17 protein-coding genes and 1 pseudogene are annotated in these 18,969 nt (G+C 58.0%); 14 read left to right on the top strand and 4 right to left on the bottom strand.

The window, feature by feature from the left end; genetic code table 11:
• The 3 genes from CINSTRO3249_RS03385 to CINSTRO3249_RS03375 all read left to right on the top strand — a co-directional run.
• The coding region (locus CINSTRO3249_RS03385) for an integrase core domain-containing protein (RefSeq protein WP_143146879.1) at window positions 1-229 on the top strand (229 nt) is incomplete at its 5' end.
• Between the two features lie 2 nt (window positions 230-231).
• Entirely contained in the window at window positions 232-864 is a 633-nt protein-coding gene (locus CINSTRO3249_RS03380) for a pseudouridine synthase (protein WP_074012186.1), read from the top strand.
• 19 nt (window positions 865-883) lie between these two features.
• Window positions 884-1,333, top strand: coding sequence for a flavodoxin (locus CINSTRO3249_RS03375; RefSeq protein WP_074012185.1), 450 nt, complete (start codon window positions 884-886; stop codon window positions 1,331-1,333).
• A 313-nt stretch (window positions 1,334-1,646) separates the two neighbouring features.
• Here CINSTRO3249_RS03375 and CINSTRO3249_RS03370 read toward each other — a convergent pair whose 3' ends face one another.
• The 4 genes and pseudogenes from CINSTRO3249_RS03370 to map all read right to left on the bottom strand — a co-directional run bounded on the left by CINSTRO3249_RS03370 (window position 1,647) and on the right by map (window position 6,614).
• Window positions 1,647-2,036 (bottom strand): DUF3461 family protein, encoded by a 390-nt coding sequence (locus CINSTRO3249_RS03370; protein ID WP_074012184.1) that lies wholly within the window; start codon window positions 2,034-2,036, stop codon window positions 1,647-1,649.
• A gap of 124 nt (window positions 2,037-2,160) precedes the next feature.
• A complete protein-coding gene (dapD, locus tag CINSTRO3249_RS03365) occupies window positions 2,161-2,985 on the bottom strand; it encodes a 2,3,4,5-tetrahydropyridine-2,6-dicarboxylate N-succinyltransferase (RefSeq protein WP_074012183.1) in 825 nt (274 codons plus the stop codon).
• Between the two features lie 46 nt (window positions 2,986-3,031).
• Window positions 3,032-5,706 (bottom strand): annotated as a pseudogene (gene glnD, locus CINSTRO3249_RS03360) (bifunctional uridylyltransferase/uridylyl-removing protein GlnD).
• A 113-nt stretch (window positions 5,707-5,819) separates the two neighbouring features.
• Window positions 5,820-6,614 carry a type I methionyl aminopeptidase gene (gene map, locus CINSTRO3249_RS03355; protein WP_074012182.1) on the bottom strand — a complete coding sequence of 265 codons (795 nt, stop codon included), beginning with the start codon at window positions 6,612-6,614 and terminating at the stop codon, window positions 5,820-5,822.
• A gap of 338 nt (window positions 6,615-6,952) precedes the next feature.
• Here map and rpsB point away from each other — a divergent pair, with 338 nt between their 5' ends.
• The 11 genes from rpsB to lpxD all read left to right on the top strand — a co-directional run bounded on the left by rpsB (window position 6,953) and on the right by lpxD (window position 18,827).
• Window positions 6,953-7,678, top strand: coding sequence for a 30S ribosomal protein S2 (gene rpsB, locus CINSTRO3249_RS03350; RefSeq protein WP_074012181.1), 726 nt, complete (start codon window positions 6,953-6,955; stop codon window positions 7,676-7,678).
• A gap of 115 nt (window positions 7,679-7,793) precedes the next feature.
• On the top strand, window positions 7,794-8,651 hold the full coding sequence (gene tsf, locus CINSTRO3249_RS03345; RefSeq protein ID WP_074012180.1) for a translation elongation factor Ts: 858 nt from the start codon (window positions 7,794-7,796) through the stop codon (window positions 8,649-8,651).
• A gap of 140 nt (window positions 8,652-8,791) precedes the next feature.
• Window positions 8,792-9,517: a UMP kinase gene (gene pyrH / locus CINSTRO3249_RS03340; protein ID WP_074012179.1), complete on the top strand. Its 726-nt coding sequence runs from the start codon at window positions 8,792-8,794 to the stop codon at window positions 9,515-9,517.
• Between the two features lie 68 nt (window positions 9,518-9,585).
• Window positions 9,586-10,143 carry a ribosome recycling factor gene (gene frr, locus CINSTRO3249_RS03335; protein ID WP_074012187.1) on the top strand — a complete coding sequence of 186 codons (558 nt, stop codon included), beginning with the start codon at window positions 9,586-9,588 and terminating at the stop codon, window positions 10,141-10,143.
• A gap of 155 nt (window positions 10,144-10,298) precedes the next feature.
• On the top strand, window positions 10,299-11,495 hold the full coding sequence (gene ispC / locus CINSTRO3249_RS03330) for a 1-deoxy-D-xylulose-5-phosphate reductoisomerase (protein ID WP_074012178.1): 1,197 nt from the start codon (window positions 10,299-10,301) through the stop codon (window positions 11,493-11,495).
• 195 nt (window positions 11,496-11,690) lie between these two features.
• Window positions 11,691-12,452: a (2E,6E)-farnesyl-diphosphate-specific ditrans,polycis-undecaprenyl-diphosphate synthase gene (ispU, locus tag CINSTRO3249_RS03325; protein WP_074012177.1), complete on the top strand. Its 762-nt coding sequence runs from the start codon at window positions 11,691-11,693 to the stop codon at window positions 12,450-12,452.
• A gap of 9 nt (window positions 12,453-12,461) precedes the next feature.
• A complete protein-coding gene (cdsA, locus tag CINSTRO3249_RS03320) occupies window positions 12,462-13,319 on the top strand; it encodes a phosphatidate cytidylyltransferase (RefSeq protein WP_074012176.1) in 858 nt (285 codons plus the stop codon).
• A 19-nt stretch (window positions 13,320-13,338) separates the two neighbouring features.
• Window positions 13,339-14,694, top strand: a complete 1,356-nt coding sequence (gene rseP, locus CINSTRO3249_RS03315) for a sigma E protease regulator RseP (protein ID WP_074012175.1) — start codon at window positions 13,339-13,341, stop codon at window positions 14,692-14,694.
• 37 nt (window positions 14,695-14,731) lie between these two features.
• Window positions 14,732-17,161 (top strand): outer membrane protein assembly factor BamA, encoded by a 2,430-nt coding sequence (gene bamA, locus CINSTRO3249_RS03310; RefSeq protein ID WP_074012174.1) that lies wholly within the window; start codon window positions 14,732-14,734, stop codon window positions 17,159-17,161.
• A gap of 142 nt (window positions 17,162-17,303) precedes the next feature.
• The gene (gene skp, locus CINSTRO3249_RS03305) at window positions 17,304-17,801 is read left to right on the top strand and encodes a molecular chaperone Skp (RefSeq protein WP_074012173.1); all 498 of its coding nucleotides are present in this window, start codon (window positions 17,304-17,306) and stop codon (window positions 17,799-17,801) included.
• A gap of 3 nt (window positions 17,802-17,804) precedes the next feature.
• Window positions 17,805-18,827 (top strand): UDP-3-O-(3-hydroxymyristoyl)glucosamine N-acyltransferase, encoded by a 1,023-nt coding sequence (lpxD, locus tag CINSTRO3249_RS03300; protein WP_074012172.1) that lies wholly within the window; start codon window positions 17,805-17,807, stop codon window positions 18,825-18,827.
• The last annotated feature ends 142 nt before the right edge of the window (window positions 18,828-18,969 follow it).

Genomic DNA, 18,969 nt, shown 5'->3' with positions numbered 1-18,969 from the left:
CGGCGACTCCTACGATAATGCGATGGCAGAGAGTATCAACGGGTTGTACAAAACGGAGGTTATCCACCGCGGGAGCTGGAAAAACCGGACGGAAGTGGAGTTGGCCACGCTGGACTGGGTGGACTGGTACAACAACAGAAGGCTGCTCGGGCGGCTGGGTTACATCCCTCCTACTGAAGCCGAAATGAACTATTACGCTTTGCAATTAGCATCAGAGGAAGCGGCGTAGTATTGCCAAAATTACTCTCTAATAAACTCGGGGTTATTCATTCCGCCGAGGTTGCCCATCTGATGGCGCAACAATTCGAGCGCCATCAGGTGAACAAGCAGTATTTGGCGGTCACCCGCGGCTATCTGGAGGGCGAAGGGACGATCGACTATGCGTTAACGCCCGAGCGGGATAAAATCGCCGACAAATTTGCCAACCCCGATAAAGAGCCGCAGCCGGCGCAAAGCCATTATCAGGCGCTGGCGCACGTGGAGATGCCGATCGCCGTTGGCCATTATCCCACCAGCCGCTACAGCCTGATGTCCCTCTCCCCGCAGACCGGCCGCAAGCACCAGTTGCGCCGCCATATGGCGCATTTACGCCATCCGATTATCGGCGACACCACCCATGGCGATCTGCGCCACAACCGCGGCTTCGCCGCCGCCTTTGACTGCGGCCGGCTGATGCTGCACGCCTGCCGAGTGGCGCTGGCGCATCCGGTCACCGGCGAGCCGCTGGTCATTGATGCCCGTTGGGACGACAGTTGGCAACAATTGATGGAACGATTCGGCTGTCGCGGCCTTCTCCCTGCATATGAAAGGGTTGAGTTTGCCGGGCCTTCGGGTCAGAATAAGGCCCTTTATCACACAATGTAGGTTAGGGGAGTCAAGCGCTATGGCGCAGATAGGTATTTTTGTCGGTACGGTATACGGTAACGCGTTGTTGACCGCTGAAGAAGTGGAGTCGGTCCTGACAGAGCAAGGCCATCAGGTGACGCTATTTGAGGACGGCGGCCTTGAGCAGTGGCAGGCGTATGCCGATCGGGTGATCCTCATTATTACTTCCACCACCGGACAGGGGGGATTGCCGGACAATATCGTAGCGCTATTCCACCAGCAGGTGAAGGATAAGCTGGGGCATCAGCCGGCGCTGCGCTATGGCGTTATTGCGCTGGGCGACAGCAGTTATGATACCTTTTGCGGCGCAGGGCACACCTTTGACGCGCTATTGCAAGAGCAGGGCGCGACACGGGTGGGCGACCTGCTGGAAATCGATGCCGTGGAGCATCCCGAGCCGGAAACGCTGGCCTGTCGCTGGGCGGCGGCGTGGGGCGCATTGTTATAGGCGCTTACGCCAGGCGGCTGTGCTTTGCCGGCATGCATCCTGCTTTGCGAGCAAGTAGCGTGGCGGCGCGCCGGCGTCGTGTTACGGCGGTAAGCTATGGGCGGTAAACCGATGCAGACCTGTAGCCAGTGCCGCAGGTTTGATAACAGGCAGGATGAGGCAGCAGGCAGGGACGTGACAGCTAATGCCGCGAGCAGGGACGTGACAGTTAATTCTGCGGGCAGGAATGTGGCGCCGGATGCCGAAGGTTGTGACCGGCGCCGGCGGCGCCCTCCCTGGCCCCTGACGCGCGCCGGTGCCGCCGTGCGGCTGGTTATTTCTGCAGGGTCAATTTTTCCAAATCGGCTTCGATCTCGGCGATTTTATTGGACACCACGCTTTCCAGGTGGCGTAAGTCGTCCAAAATCTTGCTCTTCAGATCCACCTCGGTCTGATCGCGCAGGCAGATTTGATCCAGCTCGTCGATCACGTAGCGCAGATTGGGACTGATTTCATTGATTTCCCGGTAGCCTTCCGCCGCGTTGTCCGACACCACGGTTTTACGCTGCCGGGGATATTTGAATTTGACGCTTTTGGCGAAAAACTCCCCTTTGTCGCGGCGGAAATAAATTTTGAGGATATCGTTATTGGCTTCCTGGCGCAGGCTGTAGCGGTCGATATCGTCCGGGTGATTAACGCCAAGGCTTTTCAGATTATCGTACATGGTCGTCCCCTGGTGATGTGCGGTATAGGTGAAATTATGACGCCTGGCGGCGTCATAGGCTGTGACTTACGGCCGGATTTGCCGCCGTACTGACCGGGCGCGAACGCTGCCGCCGTGAATAATATTAGTCGATGGTGCGTAATAACTCATTGATACCCACCTTGCCGCGGGTTTTGGCGTCGACCTTTTTCACAATTACCGCGCAATAAAGGCTATAACGGCCGTCTTTGGCGGGTAAATTACCGGATACGACCACCGACCCGGCCGGCACGCGGCCATAATGCACTTCGCCGGTTTCGCGATCGTAGATCTTGGTACTTTGGCCGATAAACACGCCAATGGAAATGACCGAGCCTTCCTCCACGATAACCCCTTCAACCACTTCGGAGCGGGCGCCGATAAAGCAGTTGTCCTCGATAATGGTCGGGTTGGCCTGCAGCGGCTCCAACACGCCGCCGATGCCCACGCCGCCGGACAGGTGGACGTTTTTGCCAATCTGCGCGCAGGAGCCGACGGTGGCCCAGGTATCCACCATGGTGCCTTCGTCCACATAGGCGCCGATATTGACATAGGAGGGCATCAACACCGTGTTGCGGGCAATGTAGGCGCCCTGGCGCACGCTGGCCGGCGGTACGACGCGGAACCCTTCGCGCTGGAAGCGCTCGCTGTCCCAGCCGGCGAACTTCATCGGCACTTTATCGAAAAAGCGCGTTTCGCCGCCCTCAATAAGCTGATTGTCGGCGATGCGAAATGAGAGCAGTACCGCTTTTTTCAGCCACTGATGGGTGACCCACTCGCCGCTGATTTTTTCCGCGACGCGCAGCGCGCCGCTGTCGAGGGCGGCGATAACCTGATTCACCGCATCGCGGGTGGTGGCGTCGACGTTAGCCGGCGTGATCGCGGCGCGTTGCTCAAAGGCGGTTTCAATAATCTGCTGTAATGACTGCATCCTGTCCTGTCTGTCGGCTTAATGGGAGATCATAAAATTACTTGTATCACACTTTATCGTTTGGGTTGAGCGCCTCTGTCAAGCGTCGCCGCACTTCCGCCTGCATTGCTCGGCTCAGCGCGCGACGGTCGCCGTCTGCCAGAATGAACAAGTCCTCCACCCGTTCGCCGATGGTGGAAATGCGCGCGCCGTGCAGCGAAATGCCCAGATCGACGAACACCTCGCTGACGCGGGCCAGCAACCCGGGCTGATCGAGCGCCGTCAGCTCCAGATAGCTGCGACGTTCGGTCGGCGAAGGCAGAAACACCACCGAGGTATCCACGTTAAAATGACGCAGCTTGGAGGACGGGCGGCGCACCCGCGGGTGGCGGTAATCCCCCGGCTGCAGGATTTGCAGCAGCGCCTGACGGATGACCGGGTGACGATCCGGCGACAACGGGCTGCCGTCCGGCTCAAGTACCACGAAGGTGTCCATCGCCATACCGTCCCGGTTGGTAAAAATCTGCGCGTCGTGCACGCTGAGATTGCGGCGATCCAGCTCGCCCGTGACGGCGGCGAACAGATAAGGGCGATCCTGGTTGCGGATGAAAATTTCGGTGCCGCCGCGGGTGGCCTGCGGGCTTATCAGCACCAGCGGCTCGTCGCGGCCGTGCAGGACCATATGGCGCGCATGCCAGGCCAGCTGATTAGGGGTATGACGCAGGAAATAATCGGCGCGGCAGCGGCTCCAGATTTCCTGCAGACGCTGTTCGTCGATGCCCTCCATACGCAACAGCGCCAGCGCCTGCCGGCGGTTGTGGCGTACCCGCTCGCGCACGTCTGGCGATACGTGCATACCGCGGCGCAGTTGCTTCTCGGTGGCAAAGAACAGCTCGCGCAGCAGGCTTTGTTTCCAGCTGTTCCATAGCGTCTCGTTGGTGGCGCAAATATCCGCCACCGTCAGGCACAGCAGGTAATGCAGGCGGCTCTCGCTTTGCACTTCGCCGGCAAACTGTACCAGCACGTCCGGATCCTGAATATCCCGCCGCTGGGCGGTCACCGACATGACGAGATGACTTTCCACCAGCCACGCCACCAATTGGGCATCCTCGGCGGGCAAATCGTGCAGCGCCGCAAATTCCAGCACGTCGCGGGCGCCAAGCTGGGAGTGATCGCCACCGCGGCCTTTAGCGATATCATGAAACAGCGCCGCCACCAGCAATAAATGCCGCTGGCCCAAACGCGGAAACAGCTCGACGCACAGCGGATGATACGGCCGCTGGCTTTCGTCGGCGAAGCTTTCCAGCTTCAGCAATACCCGAATGGTGTGTTCATCGACGGTATAGGCATGAAACAGGTCAAATTGCATTTGGCCGACGATATTGCTCCACTGCGGCATGTAGGCCCACAGCACGCTGTGCCGGTGCATCGGCAGCAGGGCATGTTTTACCGCGCCCGGCTGATGCAGAATCCGCATGAACAGCGTCCGCGCCTCGGGGATGGTGCACAGCGGCGCCTTCAGGTGCCGACGGGCGTAGCGCAGCTGGCCAGGGTGGCCGAATAAATGCCCTCGATATGTCGGTTGCGCACCATTTGCCAGAACAGGCGCAAAATCGCCTCCGGCTGCCGGCTGAACAACGTCTCGTCGCGCAAATCAATCAGGTTGCCGCGCAGCTGAAACTCGTCGTCCAGCGGCTGGGGTTTTTCATCGGGCGCCAGAGCGAGGATCGCCTCATCGAACAACTGCAACAGCATCTGGTTCAGTTCGCTGACGCGGCGGGTGACGCGGAAAAAATCCTTCATCATCCGCTCCACCGGCAGGTTGCCTTCCCCTTGGTAGCGTAGCAGCTGCGCCACGTTCTGCTGACGGTCGAACAGCAGCCGGTTATCGTAGCGGTTCAGCACCAGATGCAGAGCGAAGCGGATGCGCCAGAGAAAGCTCTGGCACTCGTTGAGTTCATCCCGCTCGGCGCGGGTGATAAAGCCAAAACCCACCATTTCATCCATCGAGGTGGCGCCGAAATGGCGGTGCGCGACCCACAGCAGGGTATGGATATCCCGCAGGCCGCCAGGGCTGCTTTTAATGTCCGGCTCGAGATTATAGCTGGTACCGTGATAGCGCGAATGGCGCTCCTGCTGCTCGGCGAGCTTGGCGGGAAAAAACGCCCGCGAGGGCCAAAAATCATCGCTGAACACCTGTTTTTGCAGGGTCAAAAACAGCGCCAGATCACCGCAAATCAAGCGCGATTCGATAAGATTGGTGGCGACCGTTAGATCGGCGCGCCCCTCTTCCAGACACTCGGCAATACTGCGCACGCTGTGGCCGACTTCCAGCTTGAGATCCCACAAAAGCGTCAGCAGCTCGCTGATATGCTGTTGCTGCGGCGGCGTCAGCGGCGCCTGGCTTAGCACCAGCACATCGATATCAGACAACGGATGCAGTTCGCCGCGGCCGTAGCCCCCCACCGCCACCAGCGCGGTATGGGGCGCGTGGGCGAAGCCGTGGTAGTGCCACAGCTGCCGCAACAGCTGATCGATATACAGCGTGCGGGCATCCACCAGCGTTTCCGCCGTCTCGCCGGCATCGAACGCGTCGGCCAGCCAGCGGTGGAATTCATCCAACCGTTCTTTTAAAAAAGGGCGGTTCAGGGCGTCGTCCGGCCAGGTGAGGGGAGATGAGGGTTTGACCGGCGGCTGGCGCGGCAGCGGCGGATGGGTAAATTGAAGAATTTGGTCCGGCATCGGGTCGCCCTGCATAGTAGGGCAGCCCGGCGCGCAAGCTGGCTTACCGGGGCTGCCCGCGAAATCAACGCTCGCCTGCGCCCGGCACATGGCCGGCCGCGCGGCAAGCAATATCAGGCCGGGTGGTGGATTACCGTCGGCAAGCTATCATCGGCGCGCAGCGTCATGATCTCACAACCGTCCTCGGTCACCACGATCGTATGCTCATACTGCGCTGACAGGCTGCGATCTTTGGTTTTCACCGTCCAGCCGTCTTTCATGGTGCGGATGCGGTAGTCGCCGGCGTTGACCATCGGCTCAATGGTGAACGCCATTCCCGGTTGCAAGACCACACCACCGTCGTCGGCGTCATAATGCAGCACCTGCGGCTCTTCGTGAAAGCCTTCGCCGATACCGTGACCACAATACTCACGCACCACCGAGAAGCTTTCCGCTTCTACGAACTGTTGAATCGCTTTACCCAGCGTGCGCAGACGGATGCCCGGCCGGACCATGCGGATTGCCAGATACAGGCTTTCTTTCGTTATCCGGCATAGCCGCTCGCCGAGAATGGTCGGTTTGCCGACGATGAACATCTTTGAAGTATCGCCGTGGAAGCCGTCTTTAATGACGGTAACGTCAATATTCAGAATATCGCCCTCTTTGAGCTTTTTTTCATCGCTCGGGATACCATGGCACACCACCTCATTGACTGAAATACACACCGATTTCGGAAAACCGTGGTAGCCGAGCGACGCGGATACGGCCTGCTGCTGCTCGGTGATATGCTGATGGCACAAACGATCCAGTTCGCCGGTGCTCACGCCAGGTTTGATATAAGGTTCAATGATTTCCAGCACCTCGGCGGCCAGCCGGCCGGCAACGCGCATCTTTGCAATATCGTCTGCTGTTTTGATAGGAATGGCCATAAAGGGATCCACAGTCGGCACCAAGGTCGACAAAATAATATAAGCTAAATTAGCGAGTGGGATTAATGGTATCAGTACGGCCGGGCACTGCCAATTATCATTTTCCCGCCGGCTTCGATAAACATTTGGTGGAGTCCGTGCGTGGTTTATGGTATAAAGCGCGCCGACGATAGGCGCCTGGTTTTTCCAAGCCGCGCGTCAATCGCAACAACAAACTCAATTGTGTTATTACACACACGTATCGACACCTGCGCCGGGGTGCTCTGACCACAAGGTCGGGGTCGGCCGTATGGGATACGTGGAGGCATAACCCCAAACAGACATAATAGAGGTTTATCATGGCAACTGTTTCCATGCGTGACATGCTCCAGGCCGGCGTGCATTTCGGTCACCAGACCCGTTACTGGAACCCGAAAATGAAGCCCTTCATCTTCGGCGCCCGTAACAAAGTTCACATCATCAACCTGGAACAAACCGTACCCCTGTTCAACGAAGCCTTGGCCGAGCTGAACAAAATCGCTTCGCGCAAAGGTAAAATCCTGATCGTCGGCACCAAACGCGCCGCAAGCGAAGCAGTGAAAGAAGCGGCCAACAGCTGCGATCAATTCTTCGTCAACCATCGTTGGTTGGGTGGGATGTTGACCAACTGGAAAACGGTTCGTCAGTCCATCAAGCGTTTAAAAGATCTGGAAACCCAGTCTCAGGACGGTACTTTCGAGAAGCTGACCAAGAAAGAGGCGCTGATGCGCACTCGTGAACTGGACAAGCTGGAAAACAGCCTGGGCGGTATCAAGGATATGGGCGGTTTGCCGGACGCGCTGTTTGTTATCGATGCGGAACATGAGCACATCGCTATCAAGGAAGCCAACAATCTGGGCATTCCGGTTTTCGCTATCGTTGACACCAACTCCGATCCGGACGGCGTGGACTTCATTATCCCGGGTAATGACGACGCCATCCGCGCAATCAACCTGTACCTGACTGCCGTTGCCACCACCGTGCGCGAAGGCCGTTCTCAGGATCTGGCGCAACAGGCTGAAGAAAGCTTTGTGGAAGCTGAATAATAAGGCATGCTCTTAGGAGCCCTTATTAACCAAGTTTTAAATATGTTGGTTAGAGGGCCTGTCATCAGGCCCTCTTTTTTACCTATCTCCAACACGGAATAACGAGGAAAAGATAATGGCTGATATTACCGCCGCCCTGGTTAAAGAACTGCGCGAACGTACCGGCGCGGGCATGATGGAATGCAAAAAAGCGCTGGTTGAAGCCCAGGGCGACATCGAACTGGCTATCGACAACATGCGTAAGTCCGGCCAGGCCAAAGCGGCCAAAAAAGCCGGCCGCGTCGCGGCTGAAGGCGTCATTCTGACCAAAATCGCCCAAGACGGCAAATACGGCGTCATCATCGAGCTGAACTGTGAAACCGATTTCGTTGCCAAAGACGGCGGTTTCAAAGCCTTTGGCGACGAGGTCATCACCGCCGCGCTAAACGAACGCATTACCGACGTTGAAGCGCTGAAGGCCAAATTTGAAGAACAGCGCACCGCGCTGGTTGCCAAAATTGGCGAAAACATCAATATTCGCCGCCTCGGTGTCCTGGAAGGCGACGTGCTCGGTTCTTACCTGCACGGCGCGCGCATTGGCGTCATGGTTTCCGCCGCCGGCGCCGACGAGGAACTGGTGAAGCACGTCGCCATGCACATTGCCGCCAGCAAACCGGAATATGTCAACGCGGATGATGTCCCGGCCGACGTGGTCGCCCGTGAGCATCAAATCCAGTTCGACATCGCCATGCAGTCCGGCAAACCGCGTGAAATCGCCGAGAAGATGGTGGAAGGGCGTATGCGCAAGTTCACCGGCGAAATTTCTCTGACCGGCCAGCACTTTGTTATGGACCCGAGCAAGACCGTCGGCCAGCTGCTGGGCGAACACGGTGCCAAAGTCAACAACTTCATCCGTTTTGAAGTGGGCGAGGGCATTGAGAAAGCCGAAGTCGATTTCGCCGCCGAAGTGGCCGCGATGGGCAAGCAGTTTTAATTAAGTCGTTCGGAACCGCCTGCAGGCGGTTCCGCTTTAATGAGCCGGAATAATGTCAGACGACGTGTGCCGCACTCATCAGCCGGGCGCGGCACCAGGTCAATTCCATCCCATCAAATCGCTCTCAAGGAACAGATCAAATGGCAACCAACGCAAAACCCATTTACCAGCGTATCCTGCTCAAATTGAGCGGTGAAGCCCTGCAGGGCGCCGAAGGTTTCGGTATCGACGCCAGCGTGCTGGATCGTATGGCCCAGGAAGTGAAAGAACTGGTGGAGTTGGGTATCCAGGTCGGCTTGGTCATCGGCGGCGGCAACTTGTTCCGCGGTGCGGGGCTGGCGAAGGCCGGCATGAATCGCGTGGTGGGCGATCATATGGGGATGTTGGCGACCGTGATGAATGGTCTGGCGATGCGCGACGCATTGCACCGCGCCTATGTTAACGCCCGCCTGATGTCGGCGATTCCGCTGAACGGCGTCTGCGATAATTACAGCTGGGCCGAAGCCATCAGTCTGTTGCGCAATAATCGTGTGGTGATTTTCGCCGCCGGTACCGGCAATCCCTTCTTTACCACCGATTCCGCCGCCTGTTTGCGCGGCATTGAAATCGAAGCCGAGGCCGTGCTGAAAGCGACGAAAGTGGATGGCGTGTTTTCCGCCGATCCGGTAAAACACCCGGATGCTACACTTTACGATCAACTGACTTATCAGGATGTGCTGGAGAATGAACTGAAGGTCATGGATCTGGCCGCTTTCACTCTGGCGCGGGATCACAATCTGCCAATACGCGTGTTCAATATGAACAAGCCTGGCGCGCTGCGGCGGGTGGTCATGGGTGATAAAGAAGGCACCTTGATCACCAAGTAATGCATAACGGGGCCTGGCAACCTACGGCCACGGTCCGCCCGGATAACCAAGTCTCAAGGGTTCGCAACGTGATTAATGAAATCCGTAAAGATGCCGAGATTCGCATGGAAAAATGCGTCGACGCGTTCAAAAACCACATCAGCAAAGTCCGCACGGGCCGCGCTTCCCCGAGCCTGCTTGACGGTATTCAGATCGAATATTACGGTACGCTGACGCCGCTGCGCCAGCTGGCCAATATTATCGCCGAGGATTCCCGTACCCTGGCTATCACCGTCTTCGACCGCGCGCTGGCGCCGGCGGTGGAGAAGGCCATCATGGCCTCCGATCTGGGGCTCAATCCGTCTTCCGCCGGCACGGTGATTCGCGTGCCGCTGCCGCCGCTGACCGAAGAACGCCGCCGCGACCTGATAAAAGTGGTGCGCGCCGAGGCGGAGCAGGGCAGAGTATCGGTGCGCAATGTCCGCCGCGATGCCAACGACAAGGTGAAGGCGCTGTTGAAAGACAAAACCATCGGTGAAGATGAAGATCGCCGCTCCCAGGACGAGATCCAAAAGCTGACCGACGCCTGGATCAAGAAGCTTGATAGCGCCCTGGCGGAAAAAGAAGCGGAATTAATGGAAATTTAACCCGCTGGCGGAATAAAAACGCCACAGCGGCGCCTCCCCGGCGGGGTGCTGTCGCTGCGGCGTTTTTTTTGTGTAAGCCGCCATAGACAAAACGGTGCCATCGTCTCAGACTAGATGTTTCCCTCATATTCCAACGCGGTATAAAAAGTAACTTCATGCGGCATTTGACGATTCTGGGCAGTACCGGCTCCATTGGCACCAGTACGCTGGCGGTGGTAAAGCACAATCCCGACCAATACACCGTGCGCGCGCTGGTGGCGGGCAATAATGTTGCCTTAATGACCGAGCAGTGCCTGGCTTTCCGTCCCGCCTACGCCTGTATGGCGGATGACGCCGCAGCGCGGATGCTCAAGGCCAATCTGGCCGCGGCGGGTGTCGCCACCGCCGTGCTGTCGGGCGAGCAGGCGGCCTGCGAGCTGGCCGCGCTGGATGAAGTGGATACAGTGATGGCCGCCATCGTCGGCGCCGCCGGGCTGGCCGCGACGCTGGCGGCGCTGCGCGCCGGCAAGCGGGTTATGCTGGCCAACAAAGAGTCGCTGGTCACCTGTGGCCGGCTGTTCATGAACGAAGCGCGTCGCCATCATGCCAGGTTGCTGCCGGTGGATAGCGAACATAACGCCATTTTTCAGAGTTTACCTGAACCACTTCAGCGCGGGTTGGGTTACGCTTCCCTGGCGGAACATGGTGTGTCGCGCATTGTACTGACCGGCTCCGGCGGCCCGTTTCGCCAGACGCCGCTGGCGGAACTGGCCACGATGACACCGGAACAGGCCTGCGCGCATCCCAATTGGTCGATGGGGCGCAAGATTTCGGTGGATTCCGCCACCATGATGAACAAAGGGCTGGAATATATCGAAGCGCGCTGGTTGTTTAATGCCGCGGCCGAGCAAATGGAAGTGCTGCTGCATCCCCAGTCGATCATTCATTCCATGGTGCGCTACACCGACGGCAGCGTGTTGGCGCAATTGGGATCCCCCGACATGCGTACGCCCATCGCCCATGCCATAGCGTATCCCGAGCGGGTGCCGTCCGGCGTCGCGCCATTGGATTTTTTACGCCTCGGCACGCTGAGCTTCGCGCAGCCGGACGCCGCACGCTATCCCTGCCTGCAACTGGCCGTCGACGCCAGCCAGCAGGGGCAGGCGGCGACGACCACGCTTAATGCCGCCAATGAGATCGCGGTGGCGGCGTTTTTGCGCGGCGATATTCGTTTCACCGCAATTGCCGACGTGAATCGGCGGGTGTTGGAACAGCTTAGCCTGCCCGAACCGGACAGCGTGGAAGCGGTGCTGGCCATCGACAGCCAGGCGCGGGAAAGGGCCCGCCAGAGCGTTATTCATTTTGGCCGATGAGGCGCCGGGGCGCCGCGATGGCTGATTTGTTCGTTGACCGGCAAAATGATATAGTCTGCGCCACTCATCCCGTCGATGAAGGCCAGCCGGGTAAAATCAGTTACAGGCCGTGTACGTACACGGCTTTTTTGCGCGTTCGGGGCCCTTCGTTCCGGTAAGACGGTGGTATTCTCAGTGAGGAAATACGTAAGCGTGATGTCGTCCGAAAATCAGCAAGAGCCAAAAGCGTTGCCTGCTTCCTCACCACGCCATGTGGCTATTATTATGGATGGCAACGGCCGCTGGGCTAAGAGCCGGGGGAAATTACGTATCTTCGGTCACCAGGCCGGCGTCAAGTCGGTCCGCCGCGCGGTTAGCTTTGCCGTTAGCCACCATTTCGACGCGTTGACGCTGTATGCGTTCAGCAGCGAAAACTGGAATCGTCCCAGCCAGGAAGTTTCCGCCCTGATGGAGCTGTTTGTCCGGGCGCTGGACAGCGAAGTGAAAAGCCTGCACAAGCATAACGTCCGGTTGCGCATTATCGGCGATACTTCGCGTTTCGGCATGCGGCTGCAGGAGCGGATCCGCCGCTCCGAGGCGCTGACCTGCAATAATGACGGGTTGACCCTGAATATTGCCGCGAATTATGGTGGACGTTGGGATATCATCCAGGGGGTACGGCAACTTGCCGCCCGGGTGCAAGAGGGTATCCTGCGTCCCGATCAGATAGATGAGGACGCCTTGTGCCAGGTGGTCTGCATGAACGAGCTGGCCTCGGTGGATCTGGTTATCCGTACCGGAGGGGAACATCGCATCAGTAATTTTTTGCTATGGCAGATCGCCTATGCAGAGCTGTTTTTTACCGACGTGTTATGGCCGGATTTTGACGACGCTGTTTTTGAAGGTGCGCTGAATGCTTTTGCTCAACGCGAGCGGCGCTTCGGTGGAACAACACCTAATGATGCCAATGCATCCTAGGGGGGATTTTTGCTGAAGTATCGCCTGATTACTGCTTTTGTCCTGATACCCATCGTTATCGCCGCACTGTTTTTGTTGTCGCCGGTCGGCTTTGCCTTGGTCACCCTCGCGGTGTGCATGCTCAGCGCCTGGGAATGGGGCCAGCTCGCGGGGCTGGCCTCGCGCAGCCAGCGCATCTGGCTGGCGATTCTCTGCGGCCTGCTGCTGGCGCTGATGATGCTCACCGTGCCGGCTTACCGGCCGTTTGTGACCGTCTGGCAGGCGCAATATGCCCTGTGGGCCGCCTTGGCCTGGTGGCTGGCGGCGCTGCTGCTGGTGCTGTGCTACCCCCGCTCCGCCACGCTGTGGCGTGAATCCCGGCTGCTGCGGCTGGCGTTCGGCATTCTGACCATTTTGCCCTTCTTTTGGGGGATGCTGGCGCTGCGTCAGCACCATTATGATATTAACCACTTCACCGGCGCCTGGTGGCTATTGTATGTCATGGTACTGGTGTGGGGCGCGGATTCCGGCGCGTACATGTTCGGTCTCGCGCTGGGTCGTCACAAGCTGGCGCCAAAAGTTTCTCCCGGCAAAACCTGGGAAGGCCTAGTGGGCGGGTTGGTCACCTCCGCGGTCATCGCCTGGCTGTTTGGCAAGTATGCGCCGCTTGACGCCGCACCGCTTACGCTGCTGGTTTGCTCAATCGTGGCAGCGCTGGCGTCGGTGCTGGGTGATTTGACCGAAAGTATGTTTAAACGGGAGGCCGGTATCAAGGACAGTGGCCATTTAATTCCCGGCCATGGCGGCATTTTAGATCGTATAGACAGTTTGACCGCCGCGGTGCCGGTGTTCGCCTGTCTGATGCTGCTGGTCTTTAACGCTATCTGAGTCGGGACTGGGAGCGCTTATGCTGCACTTTTTATGGAGTCTCGCCGCGTTTATCGTGGCGCTAGGCGTTTTGATCACGGTGCACGAGTTCGGCCATTTTTGGGTGGCCCGCCGCTGCGGCGTGACGGTGGAACGTTTTTCCATCGGTTTCGGGCGCGCGCTGTGGCGCCGGCGCGATAAACGCGGGACGGAATATGTTATCGCCGCCATTCCCCTGGGTGGCTATGTCAAAATGCTGGATGAGCGGGTAGACACCGTCGCGCCCGAACGTCGTCATGAAGCGTTCAACCACAAGACCGTCTGGCAGCGCGCCGCGATCATCGCCGCCGGTCCGGTATTCAACTTCCTGTTCGCCGTTTTTGCCTACTGGCTGGTGTTTCTTATCGGCGTGCCGAGCTATCGGCCGGTGATCGGCGAAGTGGCCCCGCATTCTATCGCGGCCCAGGCCGAAATTTCTCCCGGTATGGAACTTAAGTCGGTTGACGGTATCGAAACGCCTGATTGGGATTCGGTTCGTCTGCAGCTTATCGACAAGATTGGCGACGGTGAAACCACCCTCGGCGTCGCGCCGTTTGGCTCTACGCACGCCGAGCGGAAAACGCTGGATTTGCGCGGCTGGCAGTTCGAGCCGAACAAGCAAGATGCTATCGTGGCACTGGGTATTATTCCTCTCGGTCCGCGCATCGAGCCGGTGCTTGCCGAAGTCCAGCCGGGCTCGGCGGCGATGAAAGCCGGTTTGCAAGCCGGCGACAGGATCGTTAAAGTCGATGGTCAGCCGGTCACCGCATGGCCGTTGTTTGTGACCCGCGTACGGGACAATCCCGGACGGCCGCTGCAGGTGGGCATTGACCGTCAGGGTGAGGCCAGAGAAATAACCCTGCAGCCCGACAGCAAATCGGTGGGCAAGGGGGAAGTCGAGGGGTTCGCGGGCGTCGTGCCGAAGATTATCCCGCTGCCGGCGGAATATAAAACCGTGCGGCAGTACGGTCCGCTACCGGCCCTGTCCCAGGCCGGCGAAAAAACCTGGCAGCTGATGCGGCTTACGGTCAGTATGTTAGGCAAATTGGTAACCGGAGATGTTAAGCTGAACAATCTGAGCGGTCCGATTTCCATCGCTCAGGGCGCAGGGATGTCAGCGGAATACGGTTTGATTTATTACCTGATGTTTCTGGCGCTGATAAGCGTCAATCTGGGGATTATCAATCTGTTCCCGTTACCGGTGTTAGATGGTGGCCATTTGCTCTTCCTGGCGATAGAAAAGCTCAAGGGAGGGCCGGTGTCCGAACGAGTGCAGGACTTTAGTTACCGCATCGGCTCGATTTTGCTGGTGCTGCTAATGGGTCTGGCCCTTTTCAATGATTTCTCCAGGCTATGATAGCCTGAGATTATGTTAGGAAGAACGCATAACCACGATGGCGATGAAAAAGTTGCTCATAGCGTCGCTGCTTCTTAGCAGCGCCACCGTATACGGTGCAGACGGGTTCGTAGTGAAGGACATTCATTTCGAAGGACTGCAACGGGTTGCCGTCGGTGCGGCGTTACTCAGTATGCCGATCCGTGTCGGCGACACGGCGACCGATGAAGATATCGGCAATACCATCCGCGCTCTCTTCGCTACCGGAAACTTTGAGGATGTCCGGGTACTGCGTGACGGAGATTCACTGGTGGTACAGGTCAAGGAGCGCCCGACCATTGCCAGCATCACCTTCTCCGGCAACAAGGCGGTGAAGGAAGAAATGCTCAAGCAAAACCTGGATGCCCAGGGCGTTCGGGTCGGCGAGGCCCTTGACCGCACCACCATTTCCAATATCGAAAAAGGTCTTGAGGACTTCTACTACAGCGCCGGGAAATACAGCGCTACGGTCAAGGCGGTGGTCACGCCGCTGCCGCGCAACCGCGTCGACCTGAAGCTGGTCTTCACCGAAGGCGTATCGGCCAAAATTCAGCAAATCAACATTGTCGGCAACCACGACGCCTTCACCACCGATGAGCTGATCTCACGCTTCCAGCTGCGCGATGAAGTGCCGTGGTGGAACGTGGTCGGCGATCGCAAATACCAGAAGCAAAAGCTGGCCGGCGACCTGGAAACCCTGCGCAGCTTTTACCTTGATCGCGGCTATGCCCGCTTTAATATCGACTCCACGCAGGTCAGCCTGACGCCGGATAAAAAGGGTATCTACATCACCCTGAACATCACCGAAGGCGCGCAATACAAGCTGTCCGGTACGGTTCTCAACGGCAACATGGCCGGCCATTCCGCCGAAATCGAACAGCTGGCCAAGGTGCAGCCGGGCGAACTGTACAACGGCGCCAAGGTCACCAAGATGGAAAACGACATCAAGCAATTGCTGGGTCGTTACGGCTATGCCTATCCCCGCGTGGCGACGCAGCCGGAAATCAACGACGCGGATAAAACGGTCAAGCTGCACATCAGCGTCGACGCCGGCAACCGCTTCTACGTCCGTCACGTGCGTTTTGAAGGCAACGATATCACCAAGGATTCCGTGCTGCGCCGTGAAATGCGCCAGATGGAAGGCGCCTGGCTCGGCAGCAATCTGGTCGATCAGGGTAAAGAGCGCCTCAATCGTCTGGGCTACTTTGAGACCGTGGATACCGAAACACAGCGCGTGCCCGGCTCGCCGGATCAGGTGGACGTGGTCTACAAGGTGAAAGAGCGCAACACCGGCAGCATCAACGTCGGCGTCGGCTTCGGCACCGAGAGCGGCGTCAGCTTCCAGTTCGGTATCCAGCAGGATAACTGGCTGGGGACCGGTAACTCGGTCGGCTTTAGCGGCACCAAGAATGACTACCAAACCTACGCCGAGCTGTCGATGACCGATCCGTACTTCACGGTGGATGGCGTCAGCCTGGGCGGCAAGATCTTCTACAACGACTTTAGCGCCGATGACGCGGACCTGTCCGATTACGATCTGCGCAGCTACGGCGTGGGTACCACGCTGGGCTTCCCGATAAGCGAAAACCACTCGCTGAATTTCGGCCTGGACTACGTGCATGACGATCTGACCAATATGCAGCCGCAGGTGACCATGTGGCGCTATTTGGACAGCGTCGGTATTAATCCCAAAGTGGTCACTACCAATAAGGCGGACAGCGACGCCGATTTCAGCGCCGATGATTTCTTCTTATCGGTGGGCTGGAGCTACAACAATCTGGATCGCGGCTACTTCCCCACCGCCGGTTCGCGCGCCAGCCTGACCGGTAAGGTGACGGTGCCCGGGTCCGATAACGAATATTACAAAATCACCTTCGACGCCAGCCATTACATCCCGCTGAGCGAAAGCGGCAACTGGGTGCTGATGGGCCGCGCCCGCGCCGGCTACGCCGATGGTCTGGGCGGTAAGGACGTGCCGTTCTACGACAACTTCTATGCGGGCGGTTCCAATACGGTGCGCGGTTTCCGTTCCAATACCATTGGTCCGAAAGCGGCGTATTATAAGTGCAATAGCAACAATACCCGCTATAGTGATTGTCCGGTGGACAAATCCAGCGACGCCGTGGGCGGTAACGCGATGGCGATCGCCAGCGCCGAACTTATCGTGCCGACGCCGTTCTTGAGTGAGAAGTATGCCAACTCGGTGCGCACTTCGCTGTTTGTCGATGGCGGTACCGTGTGGGATACCAGCTGGCAAAATACTGCCGCCACCCGCGCCGCCGGTATTCCAGATTACAGCGAACCGGGCAATATCCGTATTTCCAGCGGTATCGCCCTGCAGTGGATGTCGCCGCTGGGGCCGTTGGTGTTCTCTTATGCGCAGCCGGTGAAGAAATACGACGGCGACAAGTCAGAGCAGTTCCAGTTTAATATCGGCAAAACGTGGTAATATTACACGGGATGATGTGCAGGCAAGGAGCAGGGCGACAGGGGCATTGACGCAGAACAGAGATGTTACGTGAAAAGCAGGTTTTCACCGTCGCCTGGCTTTACAATGAAGCAAAACACAAATAGTGGTTAAGGAGTTTATAGTGAAAAAGTGGTTATATGCCGCGGGCCTGGGTTTAGCACTCGCCACCTCCGCCGTCGCGCAAGCTGCCGATAAAATCGCTGTGGTTAACGTCTCCAGTATTTTCCAGCAGTCGCCGCAGCGCGCCGTGGTCGCTAAACAGCTCGAAAATGAATTTAAGGGCCGCGCCACCGAACTTCAGTCCATGGAACGTGACCTACAGACCAAGATGCAGCGTCTGCAGCGTGACGGCTCCACCATGAAAGCCAGCGAGCGCAGCTCACTGGAAAAATCGGTGATGGCGCAGCGCGAAACCTTCTCCACCAAAGCGCAGGCGTTTGAGCAGGACAACCGTCGTCGTCAGACGGAAGAACGTAACAAAATTCTGAGCCGCATTCAGGACGCGGTGAAGAACGTAGCCAGCAAAGAAGGCTATGACGTGGTGATCGATGCTAACGCCGTGGCTTACGCTACTAACGCCAAAGACATCACCGCTGACGTTCTAAAGCAGGTTAAATAAGTCATGGCTTCAATTCGACTGGCTGATTTAGCACAGCAGTTGGATGCACAATTGCACGGTGATGGCGATATCGTCATCACCGGCATTGCCTCCATGGGCAGCGCGCAAGCGGGCCAGATTACGTTTCTCTCGGACAGCCGCTTTCGTGAAAAACTCTCTTCCTGTCAGGCGTCGGCGGTGGTGCTCACCGCCGACAGTCTGCCTTTCTTCACCGACGCCGCGCTGGTGGTCAGCAATCCTTACCTGACTTACGCCCGTATGGCGCAGTTGATGGACACCACGCCGAAACCCGCTGAGGACATCGGCGTCGGGGCGGTGATTGCGCCGGACGCGACCCTCGGACAGCGGGTGGCGGTGGGCGCTAACGCCGTGATCGAATCCGGCGTGGTGCTGGGGGATGACGTCATTGTTGGCCCTGGCTGTTTTGTCGGCAAGAACACCCGTATTGGCGCCGGCTCGCGCTTATGGGCCAACGTCACCGTCTATCACGACATTGCCATCGGCGAGCGTTGTCTTATTCATTCCGGTACCGTCATAGGCGCCGACGGCTTCGGTTATGCCAACGATCGCGGCAACTGGATCAAAATACCGCAATTGGGCCGCGTCATCATTGGCGATCGGGTTGAAATCGGCGCTTGCACCACCATTGATCGCGGCGCGCTGGACGATACGCGTATCGGCAACGGCGTGATTATTGATAATCAGTGCCAGATTGCACATAACGTGGTTATTGGTGACAATACCGCGGTGGCCGGCGGCGTTATCATGGCGGGTAGCCTGACCATTGGCCGCTATTGCATGATTGGCGGCGCGAGCGTCATCAATGGTCATATGGCTATCTGCGATAAAGTCACGGTAACCGGCATGGGCATGGTGATGCGCCCGATAACCGAACCCGGCGTCTACTCATCCGGGATCCCGCTGCAGCCGAATAAAGAGTGGCGGAAAACCGCCGCGTTAGTCATGAATATCAGCGATATGAGCAAGCGGATGAAAGCTATCGAGCGAAAATTAGCAAAAAACTAATCGCTCCCGCCCCTTCATAGGTATCTACACATTTATCGTGATACCTGTTATTACTTTGCAGAATGATTTCAACCTATCTGTTGGCGGGATTGACTCTCGCCTTACCCGCCGATATCAGACGCTGGTTAAACAGCATATGACG

It is taken from the genome of Candidatus Sodalis sp. SoCistrobi (genome assembly GCF_900143145.1).
Lineage (GTDB): Bacteria > Pseudomonadota > Gammaproteobacteria > Enterobacterales > Enterobacteriaceae > SoCistrobi.
The sequence above is the reverse complement of the archived record's forward strand: the minus strand, read 5'-3'. Positions and strand labels throughout refer to the sequence as shown.